The 23,737-nt window shown below is 64.6% G+C and carries 24 protein-coding genes and 1 tRNA gene; 16 read left to right on the top strand and 9 right to left on the bottom strand.

Translation table 11 applies throughout. From position 1 onward, the window contains the following. The first annotated feature begins 31 nt into the window (after window positions 1–31). From MA09_RS18135 to MA09_RS18125, 3 genes are all read left to right on the top strand, one after another. A complete protein-coding gene (locus MA09_RS18135) occupies window positions 32–823 on the top strand; it encodes a TorF family putative porin (RefSeq protein WP_051933585.1) in 792 nt (263 codons plus the stop codon). Window positions 824–839: 16 nt separating this feature from the next. Beyond that, a complete protein-coding gene (locus MA09_RS18130) occupies window positions 840–2,870 on the top strand; it encodes a methyl-accepting chemotaxis protein (protein ID WP_081897670.1) in 2,031 nt (676 codons plus the stop codon). An 84-nt stretch (window positions 2,871–2,954) separates the two neighbouring features. Continuing rightward, entirely contained in the window at window positions 2,955–3,986 is a 1,032-nt protein-coding gene (locus MA09_RS18125; protein WP_036251531.1) for a TraB/GumN family protein, read from the top strand. A gap of 5 nt (window positions 3,987–3,991) precedes the next feature. Here the strand turns inward: MA09_RS18125 and MA09_RS18120 are convergent, their stop codons facing one another. Next, window positions 3,992–4,873, bottom strand: coding sequence for a hypothetical protein (locus MA09_RS18120; protein ID WP_036251529.1), 882 nt, complete (start codon window positions 4,871–4,873; stop codon window positions 3,992–3,994). Between the two features lies 1 nt (window position 4,874). After that, entirely contained in the window at window positions 4,875–6,578 is a 1,704-nt protein-coding gene (locus tag MA09_RS18115; protein ID WP_036251527.1) for a caspase family protein, read from the bottom strand. 244 nt (window positions 6,579–6,822) lie between these two features. Here MA09_RS18115 and MA09_RS18110 point away from each other — a divergent pair. Then, window positions 6,823–6,896: transfer RNA gene (locus MA09_RS18110), tRNA-Gly, on the top strand. Between the two features lie 16 nt (window positions 6,897–6,912). Here the strand turns inward: MA09_RS18110 and MA09_RS25600 are convergent. Beyond that, on the bottom strand, window positions 6,913–7,020 hold the full coding sequence (locus MA09_RS25600; protein WP_152594708.1) for a hypothetical protein: 108 nt from the start codon (window positions 7,018–7,020) through the stop codon (window positions 6,913–6,915). Window positions 7,021–7,095: 75 nt separating this feature from the next. On the opposite strand from MA09_RS25600, the gene MA09_RS18105 reads away from it, so the two are divergent. Next, complete coding sequence (locus MA09_RS18105; protein WP_036251525.1) at window positions 7,096–7,434, top strand: hypothetical protein; 339 nt, start codon at window positions 7,096–7,098, stop codon at window positions 7,432–7,434. Between the two features lie 9 nt (window positions 7,435–7,443). Here the strand turns inward: MA09_RS18105 and MA09_RS23820 are convergent, their stop codons facing one another. Continuing rightward, a complete protein-coding gene (locus MA09_RS23820) occupies window positions 7,444–8,724 on the bottom strand; it encodes a sialidase family protein (protein WP_152594699.1) in 1,281 nt (426 codons plus the stop codon). A gap of 103 nt (window positions 8,725–8,827) precedes the next feature. Here MA09_RS23820 and MA09_RS18095 point away from each other — a divergent pair, with 103 nt between their 5' ends. Then, on the top strand, window positions 8,828–9,751 hold the full coding sequence (locus MA09_RS18095; protein WP_036251524.1) for an aldo/keto reductase: 924 nt from the start codon (window positions 8,828–8,830) through the stop codon (window positions 9,749–9,751). Then, window positions 9,748–10,422: a DUF6064 family protein gene (locus MA09_RS18090; RefSeq protein WP_051933567.1), complete on the top strand. Its 675-nt coding sequence runs from the start codon at window positions 9,748–9,750 to the stop codon at window positions 10,420–10,422. The genes MA09_RS18095 and MA09_RS18090 overlap by 4 nt, the downstream gene beginning before the upstream one ends. On the opposite strand, the gene MA09_RS18085 is transcribed toward MA09_RS18090, so the two are convergent. Continuing rightward, complete coding sequence (locus tag MA09_RS18085) at window positions 10,390–11,505, bottom strand: succinylglutamate desuccinylase/aspartoacylase family protein (protein WP_036251521.1); 1,116 nt, start codon at window positions 11,503–11,505, stop codon at window positions 10,390–10,392. The two genes, MA09_RS18090 and MA09_RS18085, sit on opposite strands and share 33 nt — an antisense overlap. A 178-nt stretch (window positions 11,506–11,683) precedes the next feature. Here MA09_RS18085 and trmB point away from each other — a divergent pair, with 178 nt between their 5' ends. Beyond that, complete coding sequence (gene trmB / locus MA09_RS18080) at window positions 11,684–12,364, top strand: tRNA (guanosine(46)-N7)-methyltransferase TrmB (RefSeq protein WP_036251518.1); 681 nt, start codon at window positions 11,684–11,686, stop codon at window positions 12,362–12,364. A 173-nt stretch (window positions 12,365–12,537) separates the two neighbouring features. On the opposite strand, the gene MA09_RS18075 is transcribed toward trmB, so the two are convergent. The 3 genes from MA09_RS18075 to MA09_RS18065 are packed head-to-tail and all read right to left on the bottom strand — an operon-like array spanning window position 12,538 to window position 16,596. Next, complete coding sequence (locus MA09_RS18075; protein WP_036251516.1) at window positions 12,538–13,833, bottom strand: sugar MFS transporter; 1,296 nt, start codon at window positions 13,831–13,833, stop codon at window positions 12,538–12,540. A 50-nt stretch (window positions 13,834–13,883) separates the two neighbouring features. Next, the gene (gene recQ, locus MA09_RS18070; RefSeq protein WP_036251514.1) at window positions 13,884–15,725 is read right to left on the bottom strand and encodes a DNA helicase RecQ; all 1,842 of its coding nucleotides are present in this window, start codon (window positions 15,723–15,725) and stop codon (window positions 13,884–13,886) included. A 37-nt stretch (window positions 15,726–15,762) separates the two neighbouring features. Then, window positions 15,763–16,596, bottom strand: coding sequence for an undecaprenyl-diphosphate phosphatase (locus MA09_RS18065; RefSeq protein WP_036251513.1), 834 nt, complete (start codon window positions 16,594–16,596; stop codon window positions 15,763–15,765). Between the two features lie 241 nt (window positions 16,597–16,837). Between MA09_RS18065 and MA09_RS18060 the strand changes: the two genes are divergently transcribed. Next, entirely contained in the window at window positions 16,838–17,260 is a 423-nt protein-coding gene (locus tag MA09_RS18060; RefSeq protein ID WP_036251511.1) for a hypothetical protein, read from the top strand. 96 nt (window positions 17,261–17,356) lie between these two features. Next, entirely contained in the window at window positions 17,357–17,566 is a 210-nt protein-coding gene (locus tag MA09_RS18055; RefSeq protein WP_036251851.1) for a hypothetical protein, read from the top strand. On the opposite strand, the gene MA09_RS24240 is transcribed toward MA09_RS18055, so the two are convergent. After that, complete coding sequence (locus tag MA09_RS24240) at window positions 17,529–17,822, bottom strand: YkgJ family cysteine cluster protein (RefSeq protein WP_081897669.1); 294 nt, start codon at window positions 17,820–17,822, stop codon at window positions 17,529–17,531. The two genes, MA09_RS18055 and MA09_RS24240, sit on opposite strands and share 38 nt — an antisense overlap. A gap of 123 nt (window positions 17,823–17,945) precedes the next feature. Here MA09_RS24240 and MA09_RS18050 point away from each other — a divergent pair, with 123 nt between their 5' ends. The 6 genes from MA09_RS18050 (at window position 17,946) to glf (ending at window position 23,699) form a co-directional block, all read left to right on the top strand. Further along, the gene (locus tag MA09_RS18050; RefSeq protein WP_036251510.1) at window positions 17,946–18,830 is read left to right on the top strand and encodes an SDR family oxidoreductase; all 885 of its coding nucleotides are present in this window, start codon (window positions 17,946–17,948) and stop codon (window positions 18,828–18,830) included. Window positions 18,831–18,951: 121 nt separating this feature from the next. After that, on the top strand, window positions 18,952–19,599 hold the full coding sequence (locus MA09_RS18045) for a TetR/AcrR family transcriptional regulator (RefSeq protein WP_036251508.1): 648 nt from the start codon (window positions 18,952–18,954) through the stop codon (window positions 19,597–19,599). A 269-nt stretch (window positions 19,600–19,868) separates the two neighbouring features. Further along, window positions 19,869–20,522, top strand: coding sequence for a protein-L-isoaspartate O-methyltransferase (locus MA09_RS18040; RefSeq protein ID WP_036251506.1), 654 nt, complete (start codon window positions 19,869–19,871; stop codon window positions 20,520–20,522). A gap of 7 nt (window positions 20,523–20,529) precedes the next feature. Continuing rightward, complete coding sequence (locus MA09_RS18035) at window positions 20,530–20,862, top strand: rhodanese-like domain-containing protein (RefSeq protein ID WP_036251504.1); 333 nt, start codon at window positions 20,530–20,532, stop codon at window positions 20,860–20,862. Window positions 20,863–20,915: 53 nt separating this feature from the next. Then, window positions 20,916–22,289 (top strand): TolC family outer membrane protein, encoded by a 1,374-nt coding sequence (locus tag MA09_RS18030; RefSeq protein WP_036251501.1) that lies wholly within the window; start codon window positions 20,916–20,918, stop codon window positions 22,287–22,289. 255 nt (window positions 22,290–22,544) lie between these two features. Then, entirely contained in the window at window positions 22,545–23,699 is a 1,155-nt protein-coding gene (glf, locus tag MA09_RS18025; RefSeq protein WP_036251499.1) for a UDP-galactopyranose mutase, read from the top strand. Window positions 23,700–23,737 lie beyond the last annotated feature (38 nt).

Below are 23,737 nucleotides of genomic sequence, written 5' to 3'. Positions count from 1 at the left end.
CATGCTTCCGCGCAATATCTACGAGACGAACATGACTTCCCTGTTTTATCGGCTGCTGACGGCCTTTCTGCTGGCGGCTGCCGTGCCGGCCCATGCCGGCGACGACGAGGCACTTGCTGCCGCCCCCACTGCGACGCTGAGCACCACCGTCACCCTCGCTTCCCAGTACGTGTCGCGCGGCATGCGCCAGACCTGGGGCCGCCCTGCGCTGCAGGCGGGTCTCGACTATGCGCACCCGAGCGGCTGGTCGCTCGGCACCTGGACCTCGACCGTCAGCGACCGCTTCATCGAGGGCGGCCGCGTCGAGTGGGACCTGTATGGCGGCTACGCCGGCAAGCTCGGCGCGCTGGATGTCAGCCTGACGGCCATGCACTATCGCTATCCGGGTGCACGCATCGGCGCCACCGGCACGAAATACGACTACACCGAAGTGGTGCCCGGCCTGGGCTACAAGTCCCTGTATGCGAAGTACTACCGCACGGTGTCGCGCGACTTTTTCGGCATCACGAACGCGCGCGGCACCGGCTACCTCGACGTCGGCCTGAACCACGACCTGGGCAGCGGCTACACGCTCAACCTGCATCTGGGTGAGGGCCGCGTCGCGGGCGAGGGCAACGCCATCTGGGATTGGCGCGACGCGAAGGCGGGCCTCACCAGGACCTTCGACGGCGGCTGGAGCATCGCTGCCGCCTGGACCCGTGCCTGGGGCGCCACCGATGCCTATGACCGTTACACCACGGGCGTACCGCGCGCCGACGGCGCCATCGCCATTTCCAATCCCGCCAAGGGCACGCTTGCCGTGAGCCTGGCACGCACCTTCTGAATACGACGGAGACATCATGCTTGACACGAAACAGCCGCAAGGTTCGGGCCGCCTGACCCTTTCGCTGACCGCCAAGATCTGCGCCACCGCCACCGCGCTGGTGGTGCTCAGCCTCGGCGTCACTTCCACCTTCATCGGGATTGAAAGCAGCAACTCGTCGCAAGAAGCAGCGATGGCGCAGGCGCGCACCGCCGCGCGCGAGGCCGCAGCCTCGCTGCAAGGACGCATCGGCGCCGGTGTGGCGCAGGTGCAGGGGATGTCGACCTCGATGGAAGCCGCGCGCGGCTCCGCGCTGCCGCTGGCGCGCGAGCAGGTCAACAGCATGGTCAAGGCGTCGCTGCTGGCGAGCGCAGACTACGTTGGCATCTCCGTCGCCTTCGAGCCGGACGCATTCGACGGCAAGGACGCGGAGTATGCCGGCAAATCGCCCGAATACGACGCCACCGGCCGCTTCATGCCCTACTGGAACCGCAGCGCGGATGGCAGCGTGCGCGCCGAACCGATCGTCTTTAGCACGACCCCGGGCGCCAACGACTGGTACGACGTGCCGAAGGCAACGCGCAAGACGCACTTCACCGAGCCCTACATGTACCCGATCAACGGCAAGAACGAGCTGATCGCCTCGCTTGCCGCGCCGATCATCGTGAATGGCCAGTTCATGGGCGTCACCACCGCCGACTTCATGCTGGTCGGCCTGGGCAAGATCCTGGCCGGGATGCAGCGCGTCGAAGGCGGCACGCTGGCGCTGGTGTCGAACGGCGGCCTGTATGCGAGCCACGCCGATCACGCGCGCAACGGCAAGAAGGCGGACGACTTGCCGGCCGCCGCGCTCGAGGCGGTACGTCAGGGCAAGCCCTACGAATACGTCGAAGGCGGCATGATCCACCTGCTGCAGCCGCTGGTCTTCCATCCGGACATCGCCCCGTGGTCGATCTCGCTGGCCTTTCCGGAAACCGTCGCCACCGCCTCGTCGCGCGCGCTGGTCGGCTATGCGCTGATGGTGTCGGTGCTCTGCGCCGTCATCGCCGCCTTCGTGATGGTGTCGGTGCTGCGCCGACTGACCCGTCCGCTGCGCGTGCTGGGCCACGCGATGACCGACCTGTCCGGCGGCAACGCCGACCTGAGCGCACGCCTGGCCGTGAAGGGCAACGACGAGCTGGCGGAAATCGCCCGCGGCTTCAACGTCTTCGTGGCCAAGATCCAGGATGTGCTGGCACGCGTGCGCACCAGTTCCGAAGCCGTGGCCACTGCATCGGACGAGATCCGCCAGGGAAATGCCGACCTGTCGGTGCGCACCGAACAGCAGGCCGGAGCACTCGAGGAAACGGCGGCTTCCATGGAAGAGCTGAACGGCACCGTGAAGCAGAACGCCGACAACGCGCGCCAGGCCAACCAGCTGGCCGAATCGGCGAGCGAGGTCGCCACGCGCGGCGGTGAAGTCGTGGCCCAGGTGGTCGACACCATGACCTCGATCAGTGACGCGTCGAAGAAAGTGGTGGACATCATCGGCGTCATCGACGGCATCGCCTTCCAGACCAACATCCTGGCGCTCAACGCCGCCGTCGAGGCGGCGCGCGCCGGCGAGCAGGGCCGGGGTTTCGCGGTGGTGGCAACCGAGGTGCGCAACCTGGCGCAGCGCAGCGCCGCCGCCGCCAAGGAAATCAAGGGCCTGATCGGCGACTCGGTCGACAAGGTCAGCATGGGCACGATGCTGGTCGAGGAAGCCGGCAAGACGATGGACGAGGTGGTGTCGAGCGTGCGCCGCGTCAGCGACATCGTCGCCGAGATCAGCGCCGCCAGCGCGGAGCAGAGCACCGGCATCGGTCAGGTCAACCAGGCCATCGTGCAGATGGACGGCGTGACCCAGCAGAACGCGGCCCTGGTCGAGGAAGCGGCGGCAGCGGCGGAAAGCCTGCAGCAGCAGGCGGCGACCCTGGTGGCGCTGGTGGGCGAGTTCAAGATCGAGAGCGATGCGCACCCGCAGCCGGCCGCGCGTCCACAGCTTGCGAAAGCGGCGGCGCCACGCCTGGGCATGCAGGGGGCATGAAAGGGAGGGCCTTCGGGCCCTGTTAAGTTCCGGCTCATGTTGCCGGGCTAAGCTTGACGGACAACCAACAACAAGGATGTCCTGATGCTCCAATTCGCGATTCTTCCGGCGCTGTGCCTGGCCCTGTGCGCAGCGCTGTATTCGCCTCGAGCGCTTGCCCAGACCAACGATGCAGCCGTAGCGTCTTCGGTTTCCGCTCCAGCCGACGAGCCGCCGGCCGCGCCGGAACAGATCCTCGTCGTCGGCCAGAAGCCGGGCCCCGGCATGTGGAAGGTGTCGAAGGACGACCACGTGCTGTGGATCTTCGGGACCTATTCGCCGCTGCCCATCAAGATGGACTGGCGCTCGCACGAGGTCGAAGCCGTCATCGGGCGCTCGCAGGAATACCTGGCGCCGCCGATCAGCAAGGTCGAGACGTCCTATTTCCAGGTCGCGCTGGCGCTGCCCAGCCTCATCGGCATCAACAGGAACCCGGACGACGCCACGCTGCGCGATGTCCTGCCGGCCGAGGTCTACGCGCGCTGGCTGCCGCTCAAGGAAAAATACCTGCCCAAGAACAAGGAGCGCGACCGGCCGCTCTTCGTGGCCAATGAACTGTTCAGCGCCGCGCTGAAGCAGGCCGGCCTGACCTCCAGCACGGATGTGCGCAAGCAGGTCGAGAAGATCGTCGAGCAGAAGAAGCTCAAGGTGACCAGGACGGTCCATGAACTGAAAGTGGATAATCCGCGCCAGCTGATCAAGGAATTCAAGAAGTCGCCGCTCGACGACGTGGCCTGCTTTTCAAACACCTTGAAACGCCTGGAAACCGACATCGATGCGATGCGGGTGCGCGCCAATGCCTGGGCCAAGGGGGATATCGACGCAATCCGCAAACTCGACTTCAACGAACAGGAAAGCTGCAGCAACGCGATCCGCAACAGCGCCGTGCTGCGCGACCACCCGGCCTTCCAGGGGGCGGAAGAGCGCCACCGTGCCATGTGGCTGGCCAACGCGGAAGCCGCGCTAGCCAGGAACACCTCGACCTTCGCGGTCTTGTCGATGAGAGACCTGCTCGATCCGCAGGGACTGATGGCCGCGCTGGCCGCGAAGGGCTATACGGTCGAGCAGCCGGAATAGGGCTGTCAGGAAACCAGCGCGTCGTAAATCCGCCGCGCGACCTCGGGATCGCTCAGGTAGCCGCTGATGCCGTGCCGGTTGACGGTATCGTTGTCGACATCGACCTTGTTTTCGATGGCCGGCACAATGCCAAAGTGCGGCTTGACCAAAGGGAAAAGGGCAACCACGTCGCGTTCATCCATGGCGTTGAACCATGTGCCGACAGGGCCCGGGTGACCGATCGGCCTGAGCGACTTGCGGATGACATTGATGCCGAGTGGCGAACCGAGCGTGACGAACAAGGGGACCTTCAAGCCGGCGTTGTCCTGATGGCGCAAGACGTTGTAGGCGATCACGCTACCGAGCGAGTGACCGACGACGACCGTTTCCCTTTGTTCTGCAAACGCTGCGCGTACGCCGTCGTTCATGGTGTTTCGGATAGTGACGTTATGCAGGTAACGGAAGGTGTCCTGCGTGAACAGGGCCACGGTGGCGGCACTCGCCATGGGGACGTGCCGGTCGACCACTTCGAGCAATGCCTGTACCCAGCCCCAGTTCAGGACGCCACGTTCACGTGCTTCGGGCGACATTTCCTGCAGTATTTCCTCATCCGTGATCCCGGTGGCAGCCTGCACCTGCTCCAGGTAATCGCGGATGAAGGATTGCTCTTCCTGGTCGAGTTCCCCGCGGACGATGATCCTTGCGGCTTCGTCGGCCGACTTCCCCTCCGTCATCTGGGCCAGCGTGTCGCCATAGTAGGGAAAGCGGATATCCGTTTCGGCGATGGGCAATTGAAGGCCATGCTTGGCCAATCCCTTGGCCCAGGCTGCGATCCATTCCTGCTTCAGGCCAAGCGAATCCTTGCCTTCCTGTGCGCGTCCGTGTACGAAAACGAGTTGCCTGTTCAATTTACTCTCCTTTGGAAAAGTGGGGATATAACAGGGCCGTGCCTTCTGGACTGAACTGTGACCACATGGACGGCATCAGGTGCCGCTGGAGCTCGACCAGGAAGTCCGGCACCGTGCTGCCATGTATTTGCAGCAAGGGCCAGCCCTGGCTCATCAAAGGAAACTGGGGAAGGGAATCTGGAGACGGCATCTCGTCAACCACCGCCAGCAGTGCGATATCGAAGAAGGAGAATCCGTACTGTGCATAGAGCAAGCGGTGCAGTTCCCGTAGTGGTTCGCGCAGGTACTGGCGGTGCAGCGCATAGGCCGCATACAGTGCAAGGGCCGGATCGGCGCCGTCGGGCTCGCCCATCTGCGCGATGATCCTTTGCACGGTATCTTCCTCGAGCGTGAGGGTGCCGGTCTGGGCGGCCAGCGCCACCTTTCCATGGGCCAGGGTCAGCAGTCTGGCACGACGGGTCCAGTCGGGCCGTGCCTGGTCGCCCCATGGCAGGTACATCAGATCCATCAATTCGCCGTCCATCACCCGGACCCTGATGGTATGGCCGCGTATGACAGGGAGAACGAAGCTGCTGCCGTCGGCCAGGACCAGCAAGACACTGCGAACCTGTTCCTCCATCGCGACCACGATCCGCTGTCCGGCCGAATCGATCCTGGCGGTCCGCGGCAGGCAGTCGATGATCCGTGCTCCCTCGACGCCGATCACGGCATCGGTAAAATTTCTCCAGCCGCGCCGGTCGTCGAAAACGTCCGGGAAGGGCAGGTCTCCATGCTTCTCGGGGCCGCGCGTGCGTCCGCGGCGCGTGGTGTAAGTATGTTGTACTCTGCGCAGCAGTTCATGCACGTCGACATTCAGCACATCGGGAGCACCTGTACCGGGTGCTTCCGGCACCGGGGCGCCGAGCGGGGGAGGGTGTGCGCCGGTGAACCGTGCCAGCCATGCCTGGTCGCCGGAAGTAATGCGGGCGTCGGGAATCGGAGGGATGGTGCCGACAAACCCCTTTTCCGCGAAGCGCCGGGGAATCTCGGAAGACAGGCAGGCTTTCAGGCGTCGTGGACGCACCACGAGGACGTCTTGCGCTTCCGGAGCCAGGGCCGTGGGCAGCTTGCCGCTCACGCCGTCCAGGAAGGCGTCCGTATAGATGGCGCGGTATTCCGTTTTGGAAAACGGCGTTTCCCCAAGTTCGAGGGCGGGCCGGCCCAGGGTTGCCGCGAAAAAGATATCGACCTCCTGCTCCGGCCCGGAAACCGGGTCGTTCGGAAAGAGTGCACTGCCCCGGATGCCCTGCGCCTGGATGGTGGAGGCCGGCGTCCGGCATGCGTCGGAAATGAAGACCACGTGGGGAATGCCGGCCCTGCGGGCGAGCGCGGCGCTCGCTTCGAGATTGATGGCCGCGGTGTCGTCGACCGGCGCGCCGGAGAGCAGCCAGTATTCGCTGAGCCCGATGTTCACGCCATGTCCGGCAAAGTAAACGATCAACTGTTCGACGGTTCCGCTGTCAACCAGTGCATGGATCGTTTGCTGGATCGCCGCAATCTTCACCGGCCCATCCTTGTCGGTGATCAGATGCAGGTCTTCGGCCGCAAAGCCATGCTGCATGGCCCAGGACTTCATGCGTTCGGCACCCCCGACGGCATCGCTCAGCTGCGGCAAGCCGCCCGTTTTCGCTACCCCAATCAGCACTGCCGCACGCGTCATGTCCATCCCCCGAATGCGATACCGGCCAGTCAAAAGAACCGGTCCAGATTAATATTTTATAAAGATATCTTCACACGGTTTTTCTGAAAATGCAATTTTTAGTTGCGGCCGACCGGCCTGTGACAGGAGATGTGCCCCGAGCCCTGGCCAAGCAATCTCGAGCACGCTACAGTGAAGGTGCTGGCCATGCTTTCTGTTTAAATTGGAATATGTCAACAGATGCAAAACCGCGTAAAATAACAATCCTGCTGCGGGTGTAGCTCAATGGTAGAGCAGAAGCTTCCCAAGCTTACGACGAGGGTTCGATTCCCTTCACCCGCTCCAGTCTTCAGGATTCCGCCTATGGCAAGGCCAGCTTGTCACGCACCGCAGCCTGGTAAGTCCGGCTGACCGGCACTTCCAGTCCATTCTTCAGTATCAGCACCGTCCGGCCAGCGTCGCGCCGTATCGCTTCGACCCCCGTGCGCTACCCACCAGCTGCGGTGTACCTGCATCCCGGCCTCGCTTCCCAGCTCGTCCAGGCATGACGGCACTGTATGCACCGGACGCCACCTCCAGCATCGGCGGCGCGATCCGGCTCAAGGGGCGGCCCGAGATCCTGGCGCACTTCACGAAATCCTTCGCCGGCCTGCCGGAAGGGATGACGCACCGGACGGTGGTCAAGCGCATCGAACCGCTCGGCGAGATGTTCGCCGTCGACAGCGCGGTATCGATCGAGATGCCCGACGGCGCGCAGGGCAGGCGCGTCCTGCGCGAGTTCTTCACCTTCGCCCTGGTGCGCCCAGTGGCGGACGGATGGGAGTTCGTCGCCGTGCGCGCCACCCCGCTGGGGGTGTCTCCTGCCTCAAGGGACAAGGGCTGAGCGGCTTCCTCAACGGGGATGGGGCAGGCGCCCGCGCATCAGCCACGCCCGGCTGCCGCGGCCGGGCGCGAGGCTGCTGTTGGTGAGCGCGACCATCCCGTCGCCGGCCGCGAGCTTCTTGCCGAGCAGGCCTTGCTGGCTGCCCATGCGGCTTCCCGCATCCGGTCCGCTGTGCGGCACCGTGACCGGGGCGACGAAGCCGGCGCCGGCATCCCAGGTGTGGCGTAGTCCCTGTGCCGACTCCCATGCAATGTGGACACGGCCCTGTGCATCGGCTGCCAAGTGTGGAGCCTTTGCCGCCTCGTCGCCGGCCGACACGGTGCGCGGCGAGCCGAACGCCAGCTCCAGACCTTCCGAGCGCGCATGGCGGATCGCAGCCGGCAGCTTTCCCGCCTGCTCCATATAGACGAGATGCAGCCGTTGGTGGCGGTCGAGCGCCAGGCGCGGCGCATCGGCCCGCGCCGCCCTGGCGCCGACCAGGACCGGCGGCGCGAAGCTGGCGCCACCGTCCGGCGAGCGGCTCACGCGGATGTCGGCATCGGGGTCTTCGCCGACCGTCCAGGCAAGGTAGACCGTGGTGCCGTTGCCGAGGGCTAGCGACGGCCCCCGCGCCGGACGGGCGTCATCGCCGGCAATCCGCTGGGGCGGCGTGAAGCTGCGCCCGCCGTCGCGCGAGCGTGCCAGCCACAGGGCGCCGTCGTATTCGGTCCACGCCACATAAACCTTGCCGTCCGGGCCCACGGCCAGGTCCAGGCTGCCGTTTGACCAGGTATCCCGGTCCAGGCGCCCCTTGCCGTCGCCGCCGAGCGAGCGTGAAAGGTTGGCGGGTGGCGAAAAGCTGCGGCCGCCATCGAGGGAGCGTGCATACAGGATGTCGCCCCCATGCGATCCGCCCGAGAAGATGATCTCCTGCCAAAGCACGTGCAGGGTATCGGAGCCGCCCGCCGCGATGCGCGGCATCCAGGAAAAGGTAGCCGGGCTGCGCGAGACATCGACCGGTGGGCCGCCCGCGCGACCGTCCGGTTCGAACGCCTGCAGCAGGACTTCCTTGCGGCGCTGGTCGACCCAGGCGGTGGCCAGGCGGCCGCCCGGCATGAAGGCGACGGTGCCGTCGTCCACGTAGTCGTAGCGCGAATCATTCTGGCGCCACGGGCCTTTGGTGCCTCCGCCGCTGGCGATTTCCACCACGGGTAGCCAGGAAACCGGATTGTTGCCAGGCGCGGACAGGACCGGCATGCAGGCCAGCAGCACGACGATGACAGGCAGGCAGGTGCGAAGACAGGGCCGCATGGCGTTTTCTCCGGGCGAAACGCGCCGGCTCGACGATGCGCCGCGCCCGGCGCCGGCGCGGTATGCTCGATGCTACTCGTCCCGTCCAACCAGGAGCGCCCGCATGCCTGTTGTCTCCCGATCGCGCCGCCGCCTGCTCGCGTCGCTGCTGGCCTTGCCGGCCTTCGCCCACGCTCAGCCCAACGTCAAAGGTCGGCCGGCGATATTGACGCGCGCCATTCCCTCTTCCGGCGAGCAGCTGCCGGCGGTCGGGCTGGGCAGTTGGATCACCTTCAACGTCGGCCGCGATCCCGTGGCCCGCGCCGAGTGCCTTGCGGTCATGCGCCAGTTCTTCGCCAGCGGCGGCCGGCTCATCGATTCCTCACCCATGTACGGCTCGGCGCAGGAGGTGATCGGGGAAGCCGTGGGCAAGCTCAAGCCTGCGCAACTGTTCTCGGCGGACAAGGTGTGGATCGGTGCAGGTGCACAAGGACCGGCACAGGCCGAGGCCTCGCGCCGCCTGTGGCAGGTCCCGCGCTTCGACCTTTTACAAGTGCACAACCTGTTGGCCTGGGAGGCGCACCTGCCCATGCTGCTGCGGATGAAGCGCGAAGGGCGGCTGCGCTACGTCGGCATCACCACCTCCGAAGGGCGCCGGCATGGCGAGATCGAGAAAATCATGGCCAGCCAGCCGATCGACTTCGTGCAGGTCTCGTACAACGTGCTGGATCGCGAAGTGGAGCAGCGCATCCTGCCGCTGGCGCGCGAGCGGCGCATCGGCGTGATCGTCAACCGGCCCTTCCGTCAGGGCGACCTCACACAGGCGTTGGCCGGCAAGCGCCTGCCCGGTTGGGCGGCGGAGATCGGCTGCACCAGCTGGGCGCAGGCGCTGCTCAAGTTCATCGTCGCGCACCCGAGCGTGACCTGCGCGATCCCGGCCACTTCCAGTGTCGTCCACGTGCGCGAGAACATGCTGGCCGCGACCGGCCCGCTGCCGGACGAGGCGCTGCGCCGCCGCATCATCCAGGACGTCGAAAGGCTGGCATGAGCGAATGGTGGACCTATTCGCTGTCTGATTTCCTGATGTTCTCGGCGCGAACCTATTACCGCCAGTTCGAATTGATGAACCGCGAGCTGTGGCCGCTTCACCTGTTGGCGTTCACAGCGGGCACAGCCATCGTGGTCCGCATGTTGCGGGCACGCCCGGCCGGCCCACAAATGGCGTTTTTATTACTGGGCATATCCTGGCTGTGCGTGGCCTGGGCCTACCACCTGCAGCGCTATGCCGACATCCATACCGGCGCACCGTATTTCGCGGCGGGCTTCTCGATCCAGGCCGGGCTGCTGGGATGGATGGCCTTGCGCAAGCAGGCGCCGCCCTCCACCGGCCGTGCAAACAGGATCGCGATCCTCATCGTCCTCGTCGCCCTGGTCGTCTTTCCGGCGCTGGCACCGTCGAACGGGCGCAGTTGGTGGCAGGCCGAAATGTTCGGCCTGGCGCCCGATCCGACGGTCGCCGCAACGCTCGGCGCCCTGCTGTTCTGGCGCGCGCCCTGGCCGCTGTGGATCATTCCACTCCTGTGGTGTGCGGCCAGCAGCGCCACGCTCATGGAATTGCGGGCGCCGCTGCCATGGATGCTGCCGGCGCTCGCCTTCTTGGGTGTCGCAGCCGCCCTGGCACCGACATCAGGAAGAGAGCAGGTCGCCGGTACGAAATGATTCGGTCCCGGCGATCTTGCACACATGCATCCCACGCAGCAGGTGCCGGTGCGCCGTGCTCGCGAACAGCAGCCCGGCGTGTTCGGCGCACAAGGTGCTCACCTGGCCGCTGACCGGATTGACGATGTCCGCCACCGGCTCGCCCGCTTCGACCAGGTCGCCCAGCTTCTTGTGGAAGACCAGTACCCCGGCATGCGGCGCGGACAGCGGCTCGACGGCATTCAGCGGCGTCGCGCGGCAGGGCGCATCAAGCAGCGGCGCGAGCGGGATGTCGAGCACGCCGGCGTGCCCCAGGTACTGCAGCAGGGCGCCGGCGTCCTGGCGCGCGTAGTCGTAGCGCACGTCGTTCTCGCCGCGCAGCTCGACCGTCACGGCGATGCAGGAGGGCGGAATCGCCGTGCCCTCGAAATGGTCGGCCAGGTCCCACCACAGGCGGCTGCAGGCTTCATCGAAGGCTTCGCCACCGGAGGCCTTGGCTACCAGCAGCACACGCGCACCGAGCAGGGCCATCAGCGGCTCCACGCTTTCCACCAGCGGGGTGCCGGTGTACATGTGCATCAGCGCTTCGTTATCGCAGTGCAGGTCGAGCACGATATCGGCGTCGATCGCCATCGACAGCAGGGTCTTCTTGAGCGTCTCGGCGTCGTCCTTCGGTTCCCACAGGCCCACGTGGCGGCGCGCCTCCTCGCGGATGAGGGCGACGTTGGCGTCCACGTCACTGCCAAGCTTGCCTTCGAGCGACTTCTTGAGATCGTCCGCCACGTGCTTGTACAGGCGGTTGAAGTTGATGCCGGTGCTCAGGTGGTAGCGGCCGAAGGGTGCGCCGTGGATGACCTGCGACAGGCCCAGCGGATTGGCCGCCGGAACCAGGATGACCTCGCCCTTGATCCGGCCTTCGCCGTCGAGGCGCTCCAGCTCCTGGCGCAGGAAGTGCGCCACCAGCATGGCCGGCACCTCGTCGGCGTGGACGGCGGCCTGGATGTACACCTTTTTACCGGCGCCCGGACTGCCGTAGTGCAAAGAGGTCAGGTAGGCGGTGGCGACGTTCTCATCGACGGCGATCGGGTGTTTCACGACTTGCATGGGCAGGAACTCCGGCTCGGCGGTGGTAAAGCACGATTATGCGCGATTCCGCCGGGAGGCTTCGCACAGCGCGTCAGCGCTCGTCCGCACTGAGGCCTAGGCTATAATGACAGCCGTTTTTTCCTCTCTAACACTCCCCATGTCTTCTGAAAAGCCCACCAACGGCCCGGCGCGGTCCATGCTTTACGATCCGACCGAACACCGCATCCGCAGCTTCGTTACCCGGGCCGGCCGCCTGTCGACCGCCCAGGCGCGCGCGCTGGAGGAGCTCGGTCCCAAGTACCTGATCGAGTACAGGAAGGAGACCCTCGACCTGGAACAGGCTTTCGGCCGCAAGGCGCCGGTCATCCTGGAGATCGGTTTCGGCATGGGCGACACCACCGCGCACATCGCGCGCCTGATGCCGGAGAAGGATTTCATCGGTGTCGAGGTGCACACGCCGGGCGTGGGCAGCCTGCTCAAGCAGATCGGCGAACAGGGCATCGAGAACCTGCGCCTGATCCAGCACGACGTGGTCGAGGTGCTGAACCACATGATCGTCGACGGCTCGCTGGCCGGCGTGCACGTGTTCTTCCCGGATCCGTGGCACAAGGCACGCCACAACAAGCGCCGCCTGATCCAGCCAGCCTTCGTGAAGGTCCTGTGCGACAAGCTGGCGTCGGGCGGCTACATCCACTGCGCCACCGACTGGGAAGACTACGCGGTGCAGATGCTGGAAGTGCTGGGCAACGAGCCCCTGCTCCAGAACACGGCGGAAGGCTATGCGCCGCAGCCGGAATACCGCCCGCTGACCAAGTTCGAGAACCGTGGCCTCAAGCTGGGCCATGGCGTCTGGGACCTCGTATTCACCAGAAAATAACCCGGCCTGTCGCCGGGTTTCGTAGGGTGGGCGGCTCTACCTGGTAAGGTGCGCGGAGACGGGATTGACGCCGCCCACGCGGTGATAGTTAGTAGCAAGATCATCCGGCACGGAAGCGCATCCCTTGCGTATCACCGCGTGGGCGGGAAAACCCGCCCACCCTACGAGGAGCGTTAGACCGCGGTTCGCGAGCGCCGCGCGTACAGCCCGAAGCACACGATCACCGCATAGCATACCGCCGGCACGATCAGCGACATCTTCAGCCCCACCGCATCGGCCGCGAAGCCCATGAGCAGCGGCACGATGGCGCCGCCCACGATCGCCACGCAGATCACGCCCGAGCCTTCCGCCGTGCGCTTGCCCAGCCCTTCGCAGGCCAGCGTGAAGATGGTCGGGAACATGATCGAGTTAAACAGGCCGATGGCCAGCAGCGACCAGCCCGACACCGCGCCCGTGGTATTCGCCGAGACCAGCAGCAGCCCGATCGTCACCGAGGCCGCGCAGGCCAGCACCTTCCCGGGCGAGAACACGCGCAGCAGCGCCGCGCCAATGAAGCGGCCCACCATCGCGCCGCCCCAGTACAGGGCCACGTGCTTGCCCGCTTCTTCTTCCACCATGCCCAGCACGCTGGATTCCATCAGGTAGTTCACGATGATCGAGCCGATCGCCACCTCGGCGCCGACGTACAGGAAGATGCACAGCGCGCCCAGCGCGAAACGCGGCTGCTTGAGCAGGTCGAGGGCCTGCAGGATGTTTTCCGAGGGAGCCGGCGTCTCCACCAGCTTGTGGCGGTTCATCCACACTGCGCCGCCCAGCAGGGCCAGTGCGACCGCCAGGCCGATGTAGGTGTTGACCACCACCCGGGTTTCTTCCTGGCGGAAGGCGTCGAGGGCCGCGCCGCTCAAGGAGGAAGGATCGACCGTCGCCAGCGAGCCCAGGATCAGGATCGCGCCCACGTAGGGGAACACGGTGGTGCCGAGCGAGTTGAAGGCCTGGGCGAAGGTCAGGCGGCTGGAGGCCGTCTGCGGCTTGCCCAGCATCGAGATGAGGGGATTGGCCACCACCTGCACGATGGTGATGCCCGAGGCCAGCACGAACAGCGCCAGCAGGAAGGTGGCGAACATGCCCGAGTACGAGGCCGGGATGAACAGCAGGCAGCCGATTGCCATCGTGGCCAGGCCGACCACGGCGGAGCGCATATAGCCGAGCCGCTGCACGATGGCGGCGGCCGGGATCGAGATGAAGAAGTAGGCGGCGAAGAAGGCCGACTGCACCAGCATCGCCTGGGCGTAGCTGAGCGTGAACAGGTCCTTCAGCTTGGGGATGATGACGTCGTTCAGGCTGGTGATGCCGCCGAAGATGAAGAACAGCGCGAAGACGAAGCTTTGCAGCCCCGGAGCGTTGACAGGAACATAAGCGTCCGCGCCGTCGGGCGCGACGGTGGTGCTGGTGGGGGAGGGGATTGCCATGGGGTATAGGTGAAGCTGCACTGAGGGTTGAACGAACTCAACCCATGACACTACATCATCTCGTTGATGATGGCGACAATTTCGTCGCCGTAGGACACCAGCTTTTTCTCGCCGACGCCGGACACGCCGCGCAGCGCGTCCAGCGAGCCCGGCTTGACCTTGGCGATCTCGCGCAGGGTCGCATCCTGGAACACCACATAGGCCGGCACGCCATGCTCGCGCGCGGTGCCCATGCGCCAGGAGCGCAGGCGGTCGAAGATGGCCTGCTCGGAGCGCGACAGTTCCAGCTCCTCGTAGCCGCTGCTGCGTGAAGAAGACGAAGGCCGCTTGGCCTTGACCGGTTTCTGGTACTGGCGCAGCTGCACCTTCTGCTCGCCCTTGAGCACGGGGCGCGCGGCGTCGGTCAGTTTCAGCGAGCTGAAGGCGTCGTGGTCCACGGTGACGAAGCCCAGCGCGATCGCCTGTCGTACGATGGCGCGCCACTCCTGTTCGGAACGGTCGGCGCCGACGCCATACACGGTGAGCTTGTCGTGGTGCCACTGGCTGATGCGTTCCGTTTGCGCGCCGCGCAGCACGTCGATCACGTGGCCGGCGGCGAAGCGCTGGTCGACGCGGTAGATGGCCGACAGCAGCTTCTGCATCGGCACCGTGCCGTCGACCTGGATCGGCGGGATCAGGCAGGTGTCGCAATTGCCGCAGGGGCCGGAGCGCTCGCCGAAGTAGTCGAGCAGGCGCATGCGCCGGCAGCTGAGCGTCTCGCACAGGCCGAGCATGGCGTCGAGCTTCATCGACAGCACGCGCTTGAAGGTCTCGTCGGCCTCGGATTCGTCGATCATCCGGCGCTGCAGCACCACATCCTGCAGCCCATAGGCCATCCAGGCGCTGGCCGGCAGGCCATCGCGGCCGGCGCGGCCGGTCTCCTGGTAATACCCCTCGATGCTCTTGGGCAGGTCGAGGTGGCAAACGTAGCGCACGTCCGGTTTGTCGATGCCCATGCCGAAGGCGATGGTGGCCACCATCACGATGTTGTCTTCACGCAAGAAGCGCGACTGGTTGGCTGCGCGCACACTGTGTTCCATGCCCGCGTGGTAGGGCAGGGCGCGAATGCCGTGCTGGCACAGGAAGTCGGCGGTTTCCTCGACTTTCTTACGCGACAGGCAGTAGACGATGCCGGAATCCTGCGGGTGCTCGCTGCTGATGAAGTCGATCAGTTGCTTGCGGCCGGTGGTCTTCTCCACGATCGAATAGCGGATGTTCGGGCGGTCGAAGGACGACACGAACTGGCGCGCGTCGTCCAGCTGCAGGCGGTGTGCGATCTCGGCACGGGTCTGCTGGTCGGCGGTTGCGGTGAGGGCGATGCGCGGGATGGTCGGGTAGCGCTCGTGCAGGACCGACAGGCGGATGTATTCCGGACGGAAGTCGTGGCCCCACTGCGAGACGCAGTGCGCCTCGTCGATGGCGAACAGCGAGATGGGCGAGGCATCGAGCAGTTCCAGGCAGCGCTGCGTCAGCAGGCGCTCAGGCGCCACGTAGACGAGGTCGATCTCGCCGCTGCGCACCAGGCGCTCGATGCGCAGGGTTTCCTCGAAGGTTTGCGTGGAGTTGAGGAAGCCGGCGCGCACGCCGACTTCTTCGAGCGCGTCGACCTGGTCCTGCATCAGCGCGATCAGCGGCGAGACGACCACGCCCACGCCGTCGCGCAGCAGCGCCGGGATCTGGTAGCACAGCGACTTGCCGCCGCCGGTGGGCATCAGGACGAGTGCGTCGCCGCCGCTGGCCACGTGCTCGACGATGTCGGCCTGCTGCCCGCGGAAAGCGGGATAGCCGAAGACCGTCTCGAGGACGTGCAGCGCGCGCGCCTGCAGTTCGGATGCGTGAGGCTCGGATGTCATGCTCTTGCTTGCCTGCTTTACTTGCTATTTTCTTTCTTTATTCGGCCCAGGTGACCAGGCCGAAATGGGCGGTCACGAGTACGAGGATACCGAATACGATACGGTACCAGGCGAAGATCGTGAAGTCGTGCGAACTGATGTAACGCAGCAGCCAGCGCACGCACAGGAAGGCCGAGAGAAAGGCGGCAAAGAAGCCCAGGCCGAACAGGGGCAGGTCCGCCGCCGACAGCAGTGCGCGTTCCTTGTACACCGAGTACACCGTGGCGCCCAGCATGGTCGGCATGGCAAGGAAGAACGAGAATTCGGTGGCCGCCTTGCGCGACAGGCCGAACAGCATGCCGCCGATGATGGTCGAGCCGGAACGGCTGGTGCCGGGGATCAGGGCGAAAGACTGGGCCAGGCCCACCTTCAGCGCATCGAGCGCGCTCATGTCGTCGACCGTCTCCACCCGCGCCGCTGTCGGGCGCAGGCGGTTGCGGCGCTCCACGTACAGGATCAGCATGCCCCCGAGGACCAGGGCGATCGCCACCGGCACCGGATGGAACAGCAGTTCGGTAATCGTCGAGCTGAACAGCACGCCGGCAACGGCGGCCGGGACGAAGGCAATCACGACATTGCGCGCGAAGCGCTGCTGGACCGGATCCGCCCCCAGTCCCTTGAGCATGCGGGCGATGCGGTCGCGGTACTCCCACACCACCGCCAGCATTGCGCCGGCCTGGATCACGATCTTGAACACCACCGACTTCGGGCCGGTGAAGTCGATCAGGCTGCCCATGAGGATCAGGTGGCCGGTGGAGGAAATCGGAAGGAACTCGGTGAAGCCTTCGACCAGGCCCATGATGATCGCCTTGATGGCGAGAAGGATGTCCATGAATACGTAACAGTAAGTTCAGCTGGATGCGGGTGTTTAGGGGACGTTCCGAGGGAGTACGGCGGGGGCAAATCTTAACATGATCGCAACAGGCGGCGTCGCCGGCTGTGTCCGGTGCAGATTGTACCGCGCCCGGGTTGCGGCAGGGTTAGCTCAAGAGCACGACCGCGAAATTCTGTCGTGCGCCATCAGGACAAACGCGTGCTACACTCAAGCGCATGAGTATTCCTGACTCTACCGCATGAGTATTTTTGTTGTCCTGATCCTTGCTGCGCTTGCCTGGGCAGCATTTCACGGTTGGCAACTGCCCAACTCCCTGCGGCGCTCCGTTCGTTATCGGCCCTGCCAAGGCCGGGCCTGGCGCAGCACCTTCCCTACCGCCTCGCGGAAGGATATCCGCGAGTTCCTGTCCGTTTTCGTCTCCGCATTTTCTTTCCGTGAAAGTGAAAAACTGCACTTCCGTCCCGACGACGAAGTGCTCGGCATCTACCGCGCGGAAAACCCGACGCGCTGGCTGCCGGACGCGCAGGAACTCGACACGCTGGCGAAGGCGCTGCGCGAGCGCTACGGCCTGATGCTCGACGAGATCTGGCACGAAGGGCTGACGCTGGGCGGGCTGTTCCAGCGCGTGCAGCAGGCACGCGGCAAGGTCCAGGCTGTATAACGGCCGCCGCCCGGGCGGGCAGGGATTCCCGCAGATTACCCCGTGAGGGTAAGGATCCAGTCTTGTCTTCTGTAAGTACGGCGCCATGTGCCGGGCATGCTAAAACAGAAACTGAACTGGAGACGGCCGCTGTTCTATGTTTTGCTGCCGATTTTTTTCGTGATGGCCTTCCTCGGCTTTCCACTACCTGTCGCACCGCCGCCCGCCACCAAGCCGGCGGTCGAGCACGCTGTTGTCATCAAGAAGAAGAAAAAGCGTATCGGGCTGGTCATGCCTGAGGATCAGGCACGCGATGATTATTCGTGAACGTCGGGGCCGTGGCCCGCTCCAATTCATCCAGCCAGCGAATCGCCTGCTCGCGGCTGCTCCCGCACATGTCCACCGACGGCTGCAGTCCGCCGCAAAAGGCCGGACGCTCGGGCCGGCCGAAAATAAGACAGCGCTTGTCCTCGCCCAGCTGCACGCAGCGCACGCCGGCCGGCTTGCCGTCGGGCATGCCGGGAATCGGGCTGGTGATCGAGGGCGCGGTGCAGCAGGCGCCGCAGTTGTCTCTGCACTGCATGGTGGATGGGAGGAGTCGAAAAGGACGGGCAGGAGTATACCGCCGCACAGCCCGTAGCGGGCGCGTCGCCCGCCGTTTTCCTGCTACGTTGTCTCCATCGCACATTTACGAGCAGGAGCCACCATGTCGAGTCCCCTCAAACCCCTGAACCGCCAGGTCGTCGTGATCACCGGCGCGTCGAGCGGCATCGGCCTGGCCACCGCGCACGAGGCCGGGAAGCAGGGTGCGAAGCTGGTGCTGGCCGCGCGCGGGGCCGACGTGCTCGAGGCGGTCGTGCAGGGATTGGTGGAGAACGGCTTCGATGCGGTCGCCGTGGTGGCCGACGTCGCCGAGCGTGCCGACGTCGAACGCATCGCGCAGGTCGCCATCGAGCGCTATGGCCGTATCGATACCTGGATCAACAATGCCGGCGGCACCATTTATGGCCGGCTCGACCAGGTATCCGAGGAAGACAGCCGGCGCCTGTTCGACATTAATTTCTGGGGTATGGTGCACGGCTCGCTGGTGGCGCTGCCGCATCTCAAGCGCCAGGGCGGTGCCCTGATCAACCTCGGCAGCGAAGCTTCGGAAGTGGCGATCCCGATGCAGGGCATGTATTCGGCCAGCAAGCACGCCGTGAAAGGTTTTACCGATGCGCTGCGCATCGAGGTCGAGCACATGGACGGGGCGCCGGTGTCGATTACGCTGATCGAGCCCACCGCCGTCGACACGCCCTTGCCCGAGCATGCACGCAACTACATGGACTGCGAGCCGAAGCTGCCTTCGCCCCAGGTCGACCCGCACGAAGTGGCGGGCGCCATCCTGCATGCCGCCGTGGTGCCGATGCGCACCGTGCGCGTTGGCATGATGGCCGAGCTCGACGTGCTGATGGAAAAGATCGCCCCCGGCCTGACGGACCGCCTGTCGGTGTTCCAGGTGCCGCGCCAGCAGCAGGACGCTCCGCCGCGCAACCCGGACGGCGCCTTGTACGCATCCCGCGCGAACGGCCGAATCTACGGTCCGTCATGAACTGTCGGAATAGCGTAAATACCTGTTTATATTGACAGTTTCACTAACACAACGATTGCTTGACCGCTTGACAAGCCCCGTCTATATTCTGTGATTCCTCAGTTGGTTTCTAGGCAGAAACATGCAATGTCCACTCGACAGCAAGCCGCGCTGGGAGCGCCGGAAGGATGCCCGCCCCCAGGAGCTCCTTGCTGCCGCCATTGATCTGTTCGTCGAGCACGGCTTCGCCGCTACCCGTCTGGAAGACGTGGCGCGCCGCGCCGGCGTGTCCAAGGGTACGCTCTACCTGTACTACACGAACAAGGACGAACTGTTCAAGGCCGTGGTGCGCGAGAGCATCCTTCCTTTCCTGGGCAAGGCCGAGTTGTCGGTTGCCGAATTCGATGGCCACAGCGCCGACCTGCTGCGCAGCGTGGTCATGAACTGGTCGCGCCAGATCGGCCAGAGCAAGGCTTCGGGACTGGGCAAGCTCATGCTTGCCGAAGCCGTCAATTTCCCGGAACTGGCGACCTTCTATCGGGAAGAGGTGATGAGCCGCACCGTTCAGATGATTTCGAGGATCGTCGAGCGCGGCGTCAGCCGGGGTGAATTCCGCAGTGTCGACATCCCGCGGATGACCCAGGTGCTGATCGCGCCCATGATGATGCTCAACGTGTGGAGGCACTCGGCCGTGGCGCCGTGCGACTGCAGCGAACTCCAGCCCCAGGTCTTCCTCGAGAACTTGCTCGACCTGACCCTGAACGGCCTCCTTCCGCGGGAGAGTGCCTGACAAAGCCCATGGCTGCGTTGCACGGTCTTGCCGTACTAGCGTACTGTCTTCGCGGTCCGCCGCTGCGACGATGCGCCTTGCCTTGGTCTTTTTCAGGCGCTCTCCAGATTGCCATTTGCGCCATTGCACCGTTTTTTCGGCGTTCAACCCCTCTAAACTGCAGACTGTCGCAATTTCCCCCGGTCCCGGCAGCCCGTCGCTAAGATGTGCGTCCTGAGGCCGTTCAACGATAAAATATCGGATTATTTATTTTTCCACTGAGAACTCAGATGAATATCGAACAAGCCCGCTTCAACATGATCGAACAGCAGATCCGTCCGTGGAACGTACTCGACCAGGACGTGCTGGACCTGCTGCACGTCGTCAAGCGCGAAGGGTTCGTGCCGGCCGCGTACCAGAACCTGGCGTTTGCGGATGTCGAGATTCCGCTGCCGGGCGGTGAAGCAATGTTCAACCCAAAGGTCGAAGCGCGCATTGTGCAGGAACTGGCGGTCAAGAAGCATGAAAACGTCCTCGAAATCGGCACCGGGTCGGGCTACATGGCGGCACTGCTGGCGCACAAGGCGCGCCACGTGACCACCGTGGAGATCCAGCCGGAAGCGGTGAAACTGGCGCAGGAAAACCTGGCCCGCGCCGGTGTCACCAACGTGACGGTCGAAGAAGGCAATGGCGCCAGCGGCTGGGACAAAGGCGCACCCTACGATGTGATCCTGGTGTCGGGCGGCCTGCCGGTACTGCCGGAAGCCCTGCTCAAGCAGGTGAAGGTGGGCGGCCGCATCGGCGCGATCGTGGGCGATGCGCCGGCGATGAGCTTCAATATCATCACCCGCACGTCGGAAACGGGTTACGACACGGTCAAGATCTTCGAGACCAACGTCAAGCCGCTGACCGGTGCGCAGGCGCCGTCGCGCTTCCAGTTCTGAGGCTGCGATGCAACACATGACCGCACCCGAGCTGGCGGCCCGGCTTGCCCAGGTTGAAGCCGGGGCAGCCGAGCAGCCGCTGCTGCTGGACGTGCGCGAGAACTGGGAATTCGAGACCTGCCACATCGCAGGCTCGACCCAGATCCCGATGCACCTGGTGCCGATCCGAGCCGGCGAACTGCCAGATGACCGAGAGATCGTGTGCATCTGCCACCACGGGGCACGCAGCATGCAGGTGGCTGCCTTCCTCGAGCGGAACGGATTTGACAACGTAACGAATTTGACGGGCGGGATACACGCCTGGGCCGTACAGGTCGACCCTTCGATGCCGAAGTACTGACCTGCTAAGTACAGACCTGTCCTTAACTTTTGATGACTCCTGTGGAGAATGTAATGCAGAAACCCCTGCGCAAATCTTTCCTTGCCGTGCTGGTTGCCGGCGCCGTCTTTTCGCTGAACGCCAGCGCGGCCGACCTGCTCCAGGTGTACCAGCAGGCACTCGCCAACGATGCGTCCTATGCAAGTGCGCGTGCGTCGGCGGCTGCCGGCAGGGAGCGGGTTCCACAGGGGCGTGCAGGACTTCTCCCGACCGTGGGCATCACCGGCAGCAGCATCAAGAACGACCGCGACGACTCGCCTTGGAATGAGGGAGCTGTCGTCACCGATCCGCTCACCGGCAGGCAAACCACGGTGCTGGGTGGCGGCTCGAACCTGCGCACCACCCAGTACACGATCGCACTGACGCAGCCGCTGTTCCGCTGGGATCGCTGGGAAACCTACCAGCAGAGCAAGCTGCAGCAGGCCATCTCCGAAGCGCAGTTTGCCCAGGCACAGCAGGACCTGATCACCCGCGTGGCGCAAGCCTATTTCGACGTGCTGGCGGCCCAGGACAAGCTGGAATCGACCCGCGCCCAGAAGACCGCCGTGACCGAACAGCTGGCATCGGCCAAGCGCAACTTCGAAGTCGGCACCCAGACCATCACCGACACCCACGAAGCGCAGGCGGCCTATGACCTGGTGATCGCCCAGGAATTCGCGGCGGTGAACGACCTCGACAACAAGCGCAATGCGCTGCAGGCAATCATCGGCACCGTACCAAGCAACCTGGCGCCGCTCAAGAGCGGCATCACCCTGGTGGCGCCGTCGCCGGCCAACCCTGACCCGTGGGTGTCCTCGGCCGAAACCCAGAACTATGGCGTGACCGTGTCGCAGCTGCAGGTGGAAGTGGCCAAGCGTGAGATCTCGCGAACCCGCGCCAGCCACTATCCGACCCTGGACCTGGTCGCGAGCTCCTCCCGCACCGAGATCAATGGCAGCAGCAATAGTTCCGGCGTCGGTAACAACAAGGGCATCGGGGTGCAGTTCTCGGTGCCGATCTTCAGCGGCTTCGGCGTCACCAGCCGCGTGCGCGAAACCATCGCACTGGAAGACAAGGCGCGCAACGATCTGGAGGCGACGCGCCGCCAGGCCGCGCTGCAGGCGCGCCAGGCCTACCTCGGCGTGAACAGCGGCATGGCCCAGGTCAAGGCGCTGGAAGCGGCGGAAGTGTCGAGCCAGTCGGCGCTGGAATCGAACAAGCTGGGTTACCAGGTGGGCGTGCGCATCAACATCGACGTGCTGAACGCTCAGCGCCAGCTGTACCAGACCCGTACCGACCTGTCGCAGGCGCGCTATAACACCATCCTGAACGGCCTGCGCCTGAAGGCGGCCGCGGGCTCGCTGCGCGAATCGGACCTGGCCGCGGTGAACAACCTGCTGGCCAAGTAATCTCAGCGCAGGCCAGGCCTGCCTGGAAGTGTTAAAAGCCCGGATCTTGCGGTCCGGGCTTTTTTCTATTGATGCTAATCTAAATCATTGATTCAGCGACAGGATTGTTGGCGCACGACAAGTCAATTCAAGGCGAGTTTTTTTGCAAAACTGATAAACTGACAACGGTATGCACTCCCCACCGGGTAGGGTCGGCAGAGCCCGCCTTCTTCAGGTGCCGAGTCAGGAATTCTTCATCCCCTAAGGAAAAACAACATGCAAAAGAACATCGCGATTGTCGGCGCCGGTTTTTCCGGGGCTGTCATTGCCAACCAGCTGGCACAGGCTGGCTACAAAGTCGAGATCTTCGAATCGCGCCCTCACATCGCGGGCAATTGCCATTCTGAGCGTGATGCCGAAACCGGCGTCATGGTGCACGTCTATGGTCCGCACATCTTCCACACCGATATCGAGCGGGTCTGGGAATTCGTCAACCGCTACAGCCGCTTCATGCCCTACGTGAACCGCGTGAAGGCGATCACCAACAACGCCGTGTACACGCTGCCGATCAACCTGCTCACCATCAACCAGTTCTTCGGCAAGACCTTCCGTCCGGCCGAAGCCCAGGAATTCCTGGCTTCGCTCGGCGACAAGTCGATCGAGAACCCGATCACCTTCGAGGACCAGGCCCTGCGCTTCGTCGGCCGCGAGCTGTACGAGGCATTCTTCAAGACCTACACGGTCAAGCAGTGGGGCATGCAGCCGACCGAACTGCCTGCCAGCATCCTCAAGCGCCTGCCGGTGCGTTTCAACTACGACGACAACTACTTCGCGCACAAGTACCAGGGCATGCCGGAAGACGGCTACACCGCGCTGGTCGAGAAGATCATGGACGTGCCGGGCATCACCCTGCACCTGAACACCAAGTTCGATCCGGCCAACAAGGGCGACTACGAGCACGTGTTCTACAGCGGCCCGATCGACGCATGGTTCAAGCACTCCGAAGGCCGCCTGCCATACCGCACGCTGGACTTCGAAGTGTTCCGCGACACCGGCGACTACCAGGGCAATGCCGTCATCAACTACTGCGACGACAGCCAGCCCTATACCCGCATCACCGAGCACAAGCACTTCTCGCCGTGGGAAAAGCACGAGAAGACGCTGATGTACAAGGAATACAGCCGCCAGTGTGAAGAGAAGGACATTCCGTACTACCCGATCCGCCAGGCGCGCGACAAGCAGCAGCTCGAACGCTACGTGAACGTGGCACGCGAGGAGCCGAACGTGACCTTCGTCGGTCGTCTCGGCACCTACCGCTACCTGGACATGGACGTGACCATCAACGAGGCGCTGGCCACCGCGGACAAGTTCCTGGAGTGCGCGAAGAACAATGCGCGCATGCCGGCCTTCGCAATCGATCCGCTGGCCTGATTTTCGCAGGGTGGTCGGCTTCGCCGACCGCGCGTTCA

Source organism: Massilia sp. BSC265 (assembly GCF_000740675.1).
Taxonomy (GTDB): Bacteria; Pseudomonadota; Gammaproteobacteria; order Burkholderiales; family Burkholderiaceae_D; genus Telluria.
Note: the sequence above shows the minus strand (reverse complement) of the source record. Positions and strands in the feature narration are given on the sequence as shown.

Excerpts from the sequence above, each read along its gene's own strand:
- MA09_RS18135 (WP_051933585.1), top strand. The coding sequence starts at position 32 with ATGACTTCCCTGTTTTATCGGCTGCTGACGGCCTTTCTGCTGGCGGCT.
- MA09_RS18130 (WP_081897670.1), top strand. The coding sequence starts at position 840 with ATGCTTGACACGAAACAGCCGCAAGGTTCGGGCCGCCTGACCCTTTCG.
- MA09_RS18125 (WP_036251531.1), top strand. The coding sequence starts at position 2,955 with ATGCTCCAATTCGCGATTCTTCCGGCGCTGTGCCTGGCCCTGTGCGCA.
- MA09_RS18115 (WP_036251527.1), bottom strand. The coding sequence starts at position 6,578 with ATGGACATGACGCGTGCGGCAGTGCTGATTGGGGTAGCGAAAACGGGC.
- MA09_RS18105 (WP_036251525.1), top strand. The coding sequence starts at position 7,096 with ATGACGGCACTGTATGCACCGGACGCCACCTCCAGCATCGGCGGCGCG.
- MA09_RS23820 (WP_152594699.1), bottom strand. The coding sequence starts at position 8,724 with ATGCGGCCCTGTCTTCGCACCTGCCTGCCTGTCATCGTCGTGCTGCTG.
- MA09_RS18095 (WP_036251524.1), top strand. The coding sequence starts at position 8,828 with ATGCCTGTTGTCTCCCGATCGCGCCGCCGCCTGCTCGCGTCGCTGCTG.
- MA09_RS18090 (WP_051933567.1), top strand. The coding sequence starts at position 9,748 with ATGAGCGAATGGTGGACCTATTCGCTGTCTGATTTCCTGATGTTCTCG.
- MA09_RS18085 (WP_036251521.1), bottom strand. The coding sequence starts at position 11,505 with ATGCAAGTCGTGAAACACCCGATCGCCGTCGATGAGAACGTCGCCACC.
- trmB (WP_036251518.1), top strand. The coding sequence starts at position 11,684 with ATGCTTTACGATCCGACCGAACACCGCATCCGCAGCTTCGTTACCCGG.
- MA09_RS18075 (WP_036251516.1), bottom strand. The coding sequence starts at position 13,833 with ATGGCAATCCCCTCCCCCACCAGCACCACCGTCGCGCCCGACGGCGCG.
- recQ (WP_036251514.1), bottom strand. The coding sequence starts at position 15,725 with ATGACATCCGAGCCTCACGCATCCGAACTGCAGGCGCGCGCGCTGCAC.
- MA09_RS18065 (WP_036251513.1), bottom strand. The coding sequence starts at position 16,596 with ATGGACATCCTTCTCGCCATCAAGGCGATCATCATGGGCCTGGTCGAA.
- MA09_RS18060 (WP_036251511.1), top strand. The coding sequence starts at position 16,838 with ATGAGTATTTTTGTTGTCCTGATCCTTGCTGCGCTTGCCTGGGCAGCA.
- MA09_RS18055 (WP_036251851.1), top strand. The coding sequence starts at position 17,357 with ATGCTAAAACAGAAACTGAACTGGAGACGGCCGCTGTTCTATGTTTTG.
- MA09_RS24240 (WP_081897669.1), bottom strand. The coding sequence starts at position 17,822 with ATGCAGTGCAGAGACAACTGCGGCGCCTGCTGCACCGCGCCCTCGATC.
- MA09_RS18050 (WP_036251510.1), top strand. The coding sequence starts at position 17,946 with ATGTCGAGTCCCCTCAAACCCCTGAACCGCCAGGTCGTCGTGATCACC.
- MA09_RS18045 (WP_036251508.1), top strand. The coding sequence starts at position 18,952 with ATGCAATGTCCACTCGACAGCAAGCCGCGCTGGGAGCGCCGGAAGGAT.
- MA09_RS18040 (WP_036251506.1), top strand. The coding sequence starts at position 19,869 with ATGAATATCGAACAAGCCCGCTTCAACATGATCGAACAGCAGATCCGT.
- MA09_RS18035 (WP_036251504.1), top strand. The coding sequence starts at position 20,530 with ATGCAACACATGACCGCACCCGAGCTGGCGGCCCGGCTTGCCCAGGTT.
- MA09_RS18030 (WP_036251501.1), top strand. The coding sequence starts at position 20,916 with ATGCAGAAACCCCTGCGCAAATCTTTCCTTGCCGTGCTGGTTGCCGGC.
- glf (WP_036251499.1), top strand. The coding sequence starts at position 22,545 with ATGCAAAAGAACATCGCGATTGTCGGCGCCGGTTTTTCCGGGGCTGTC.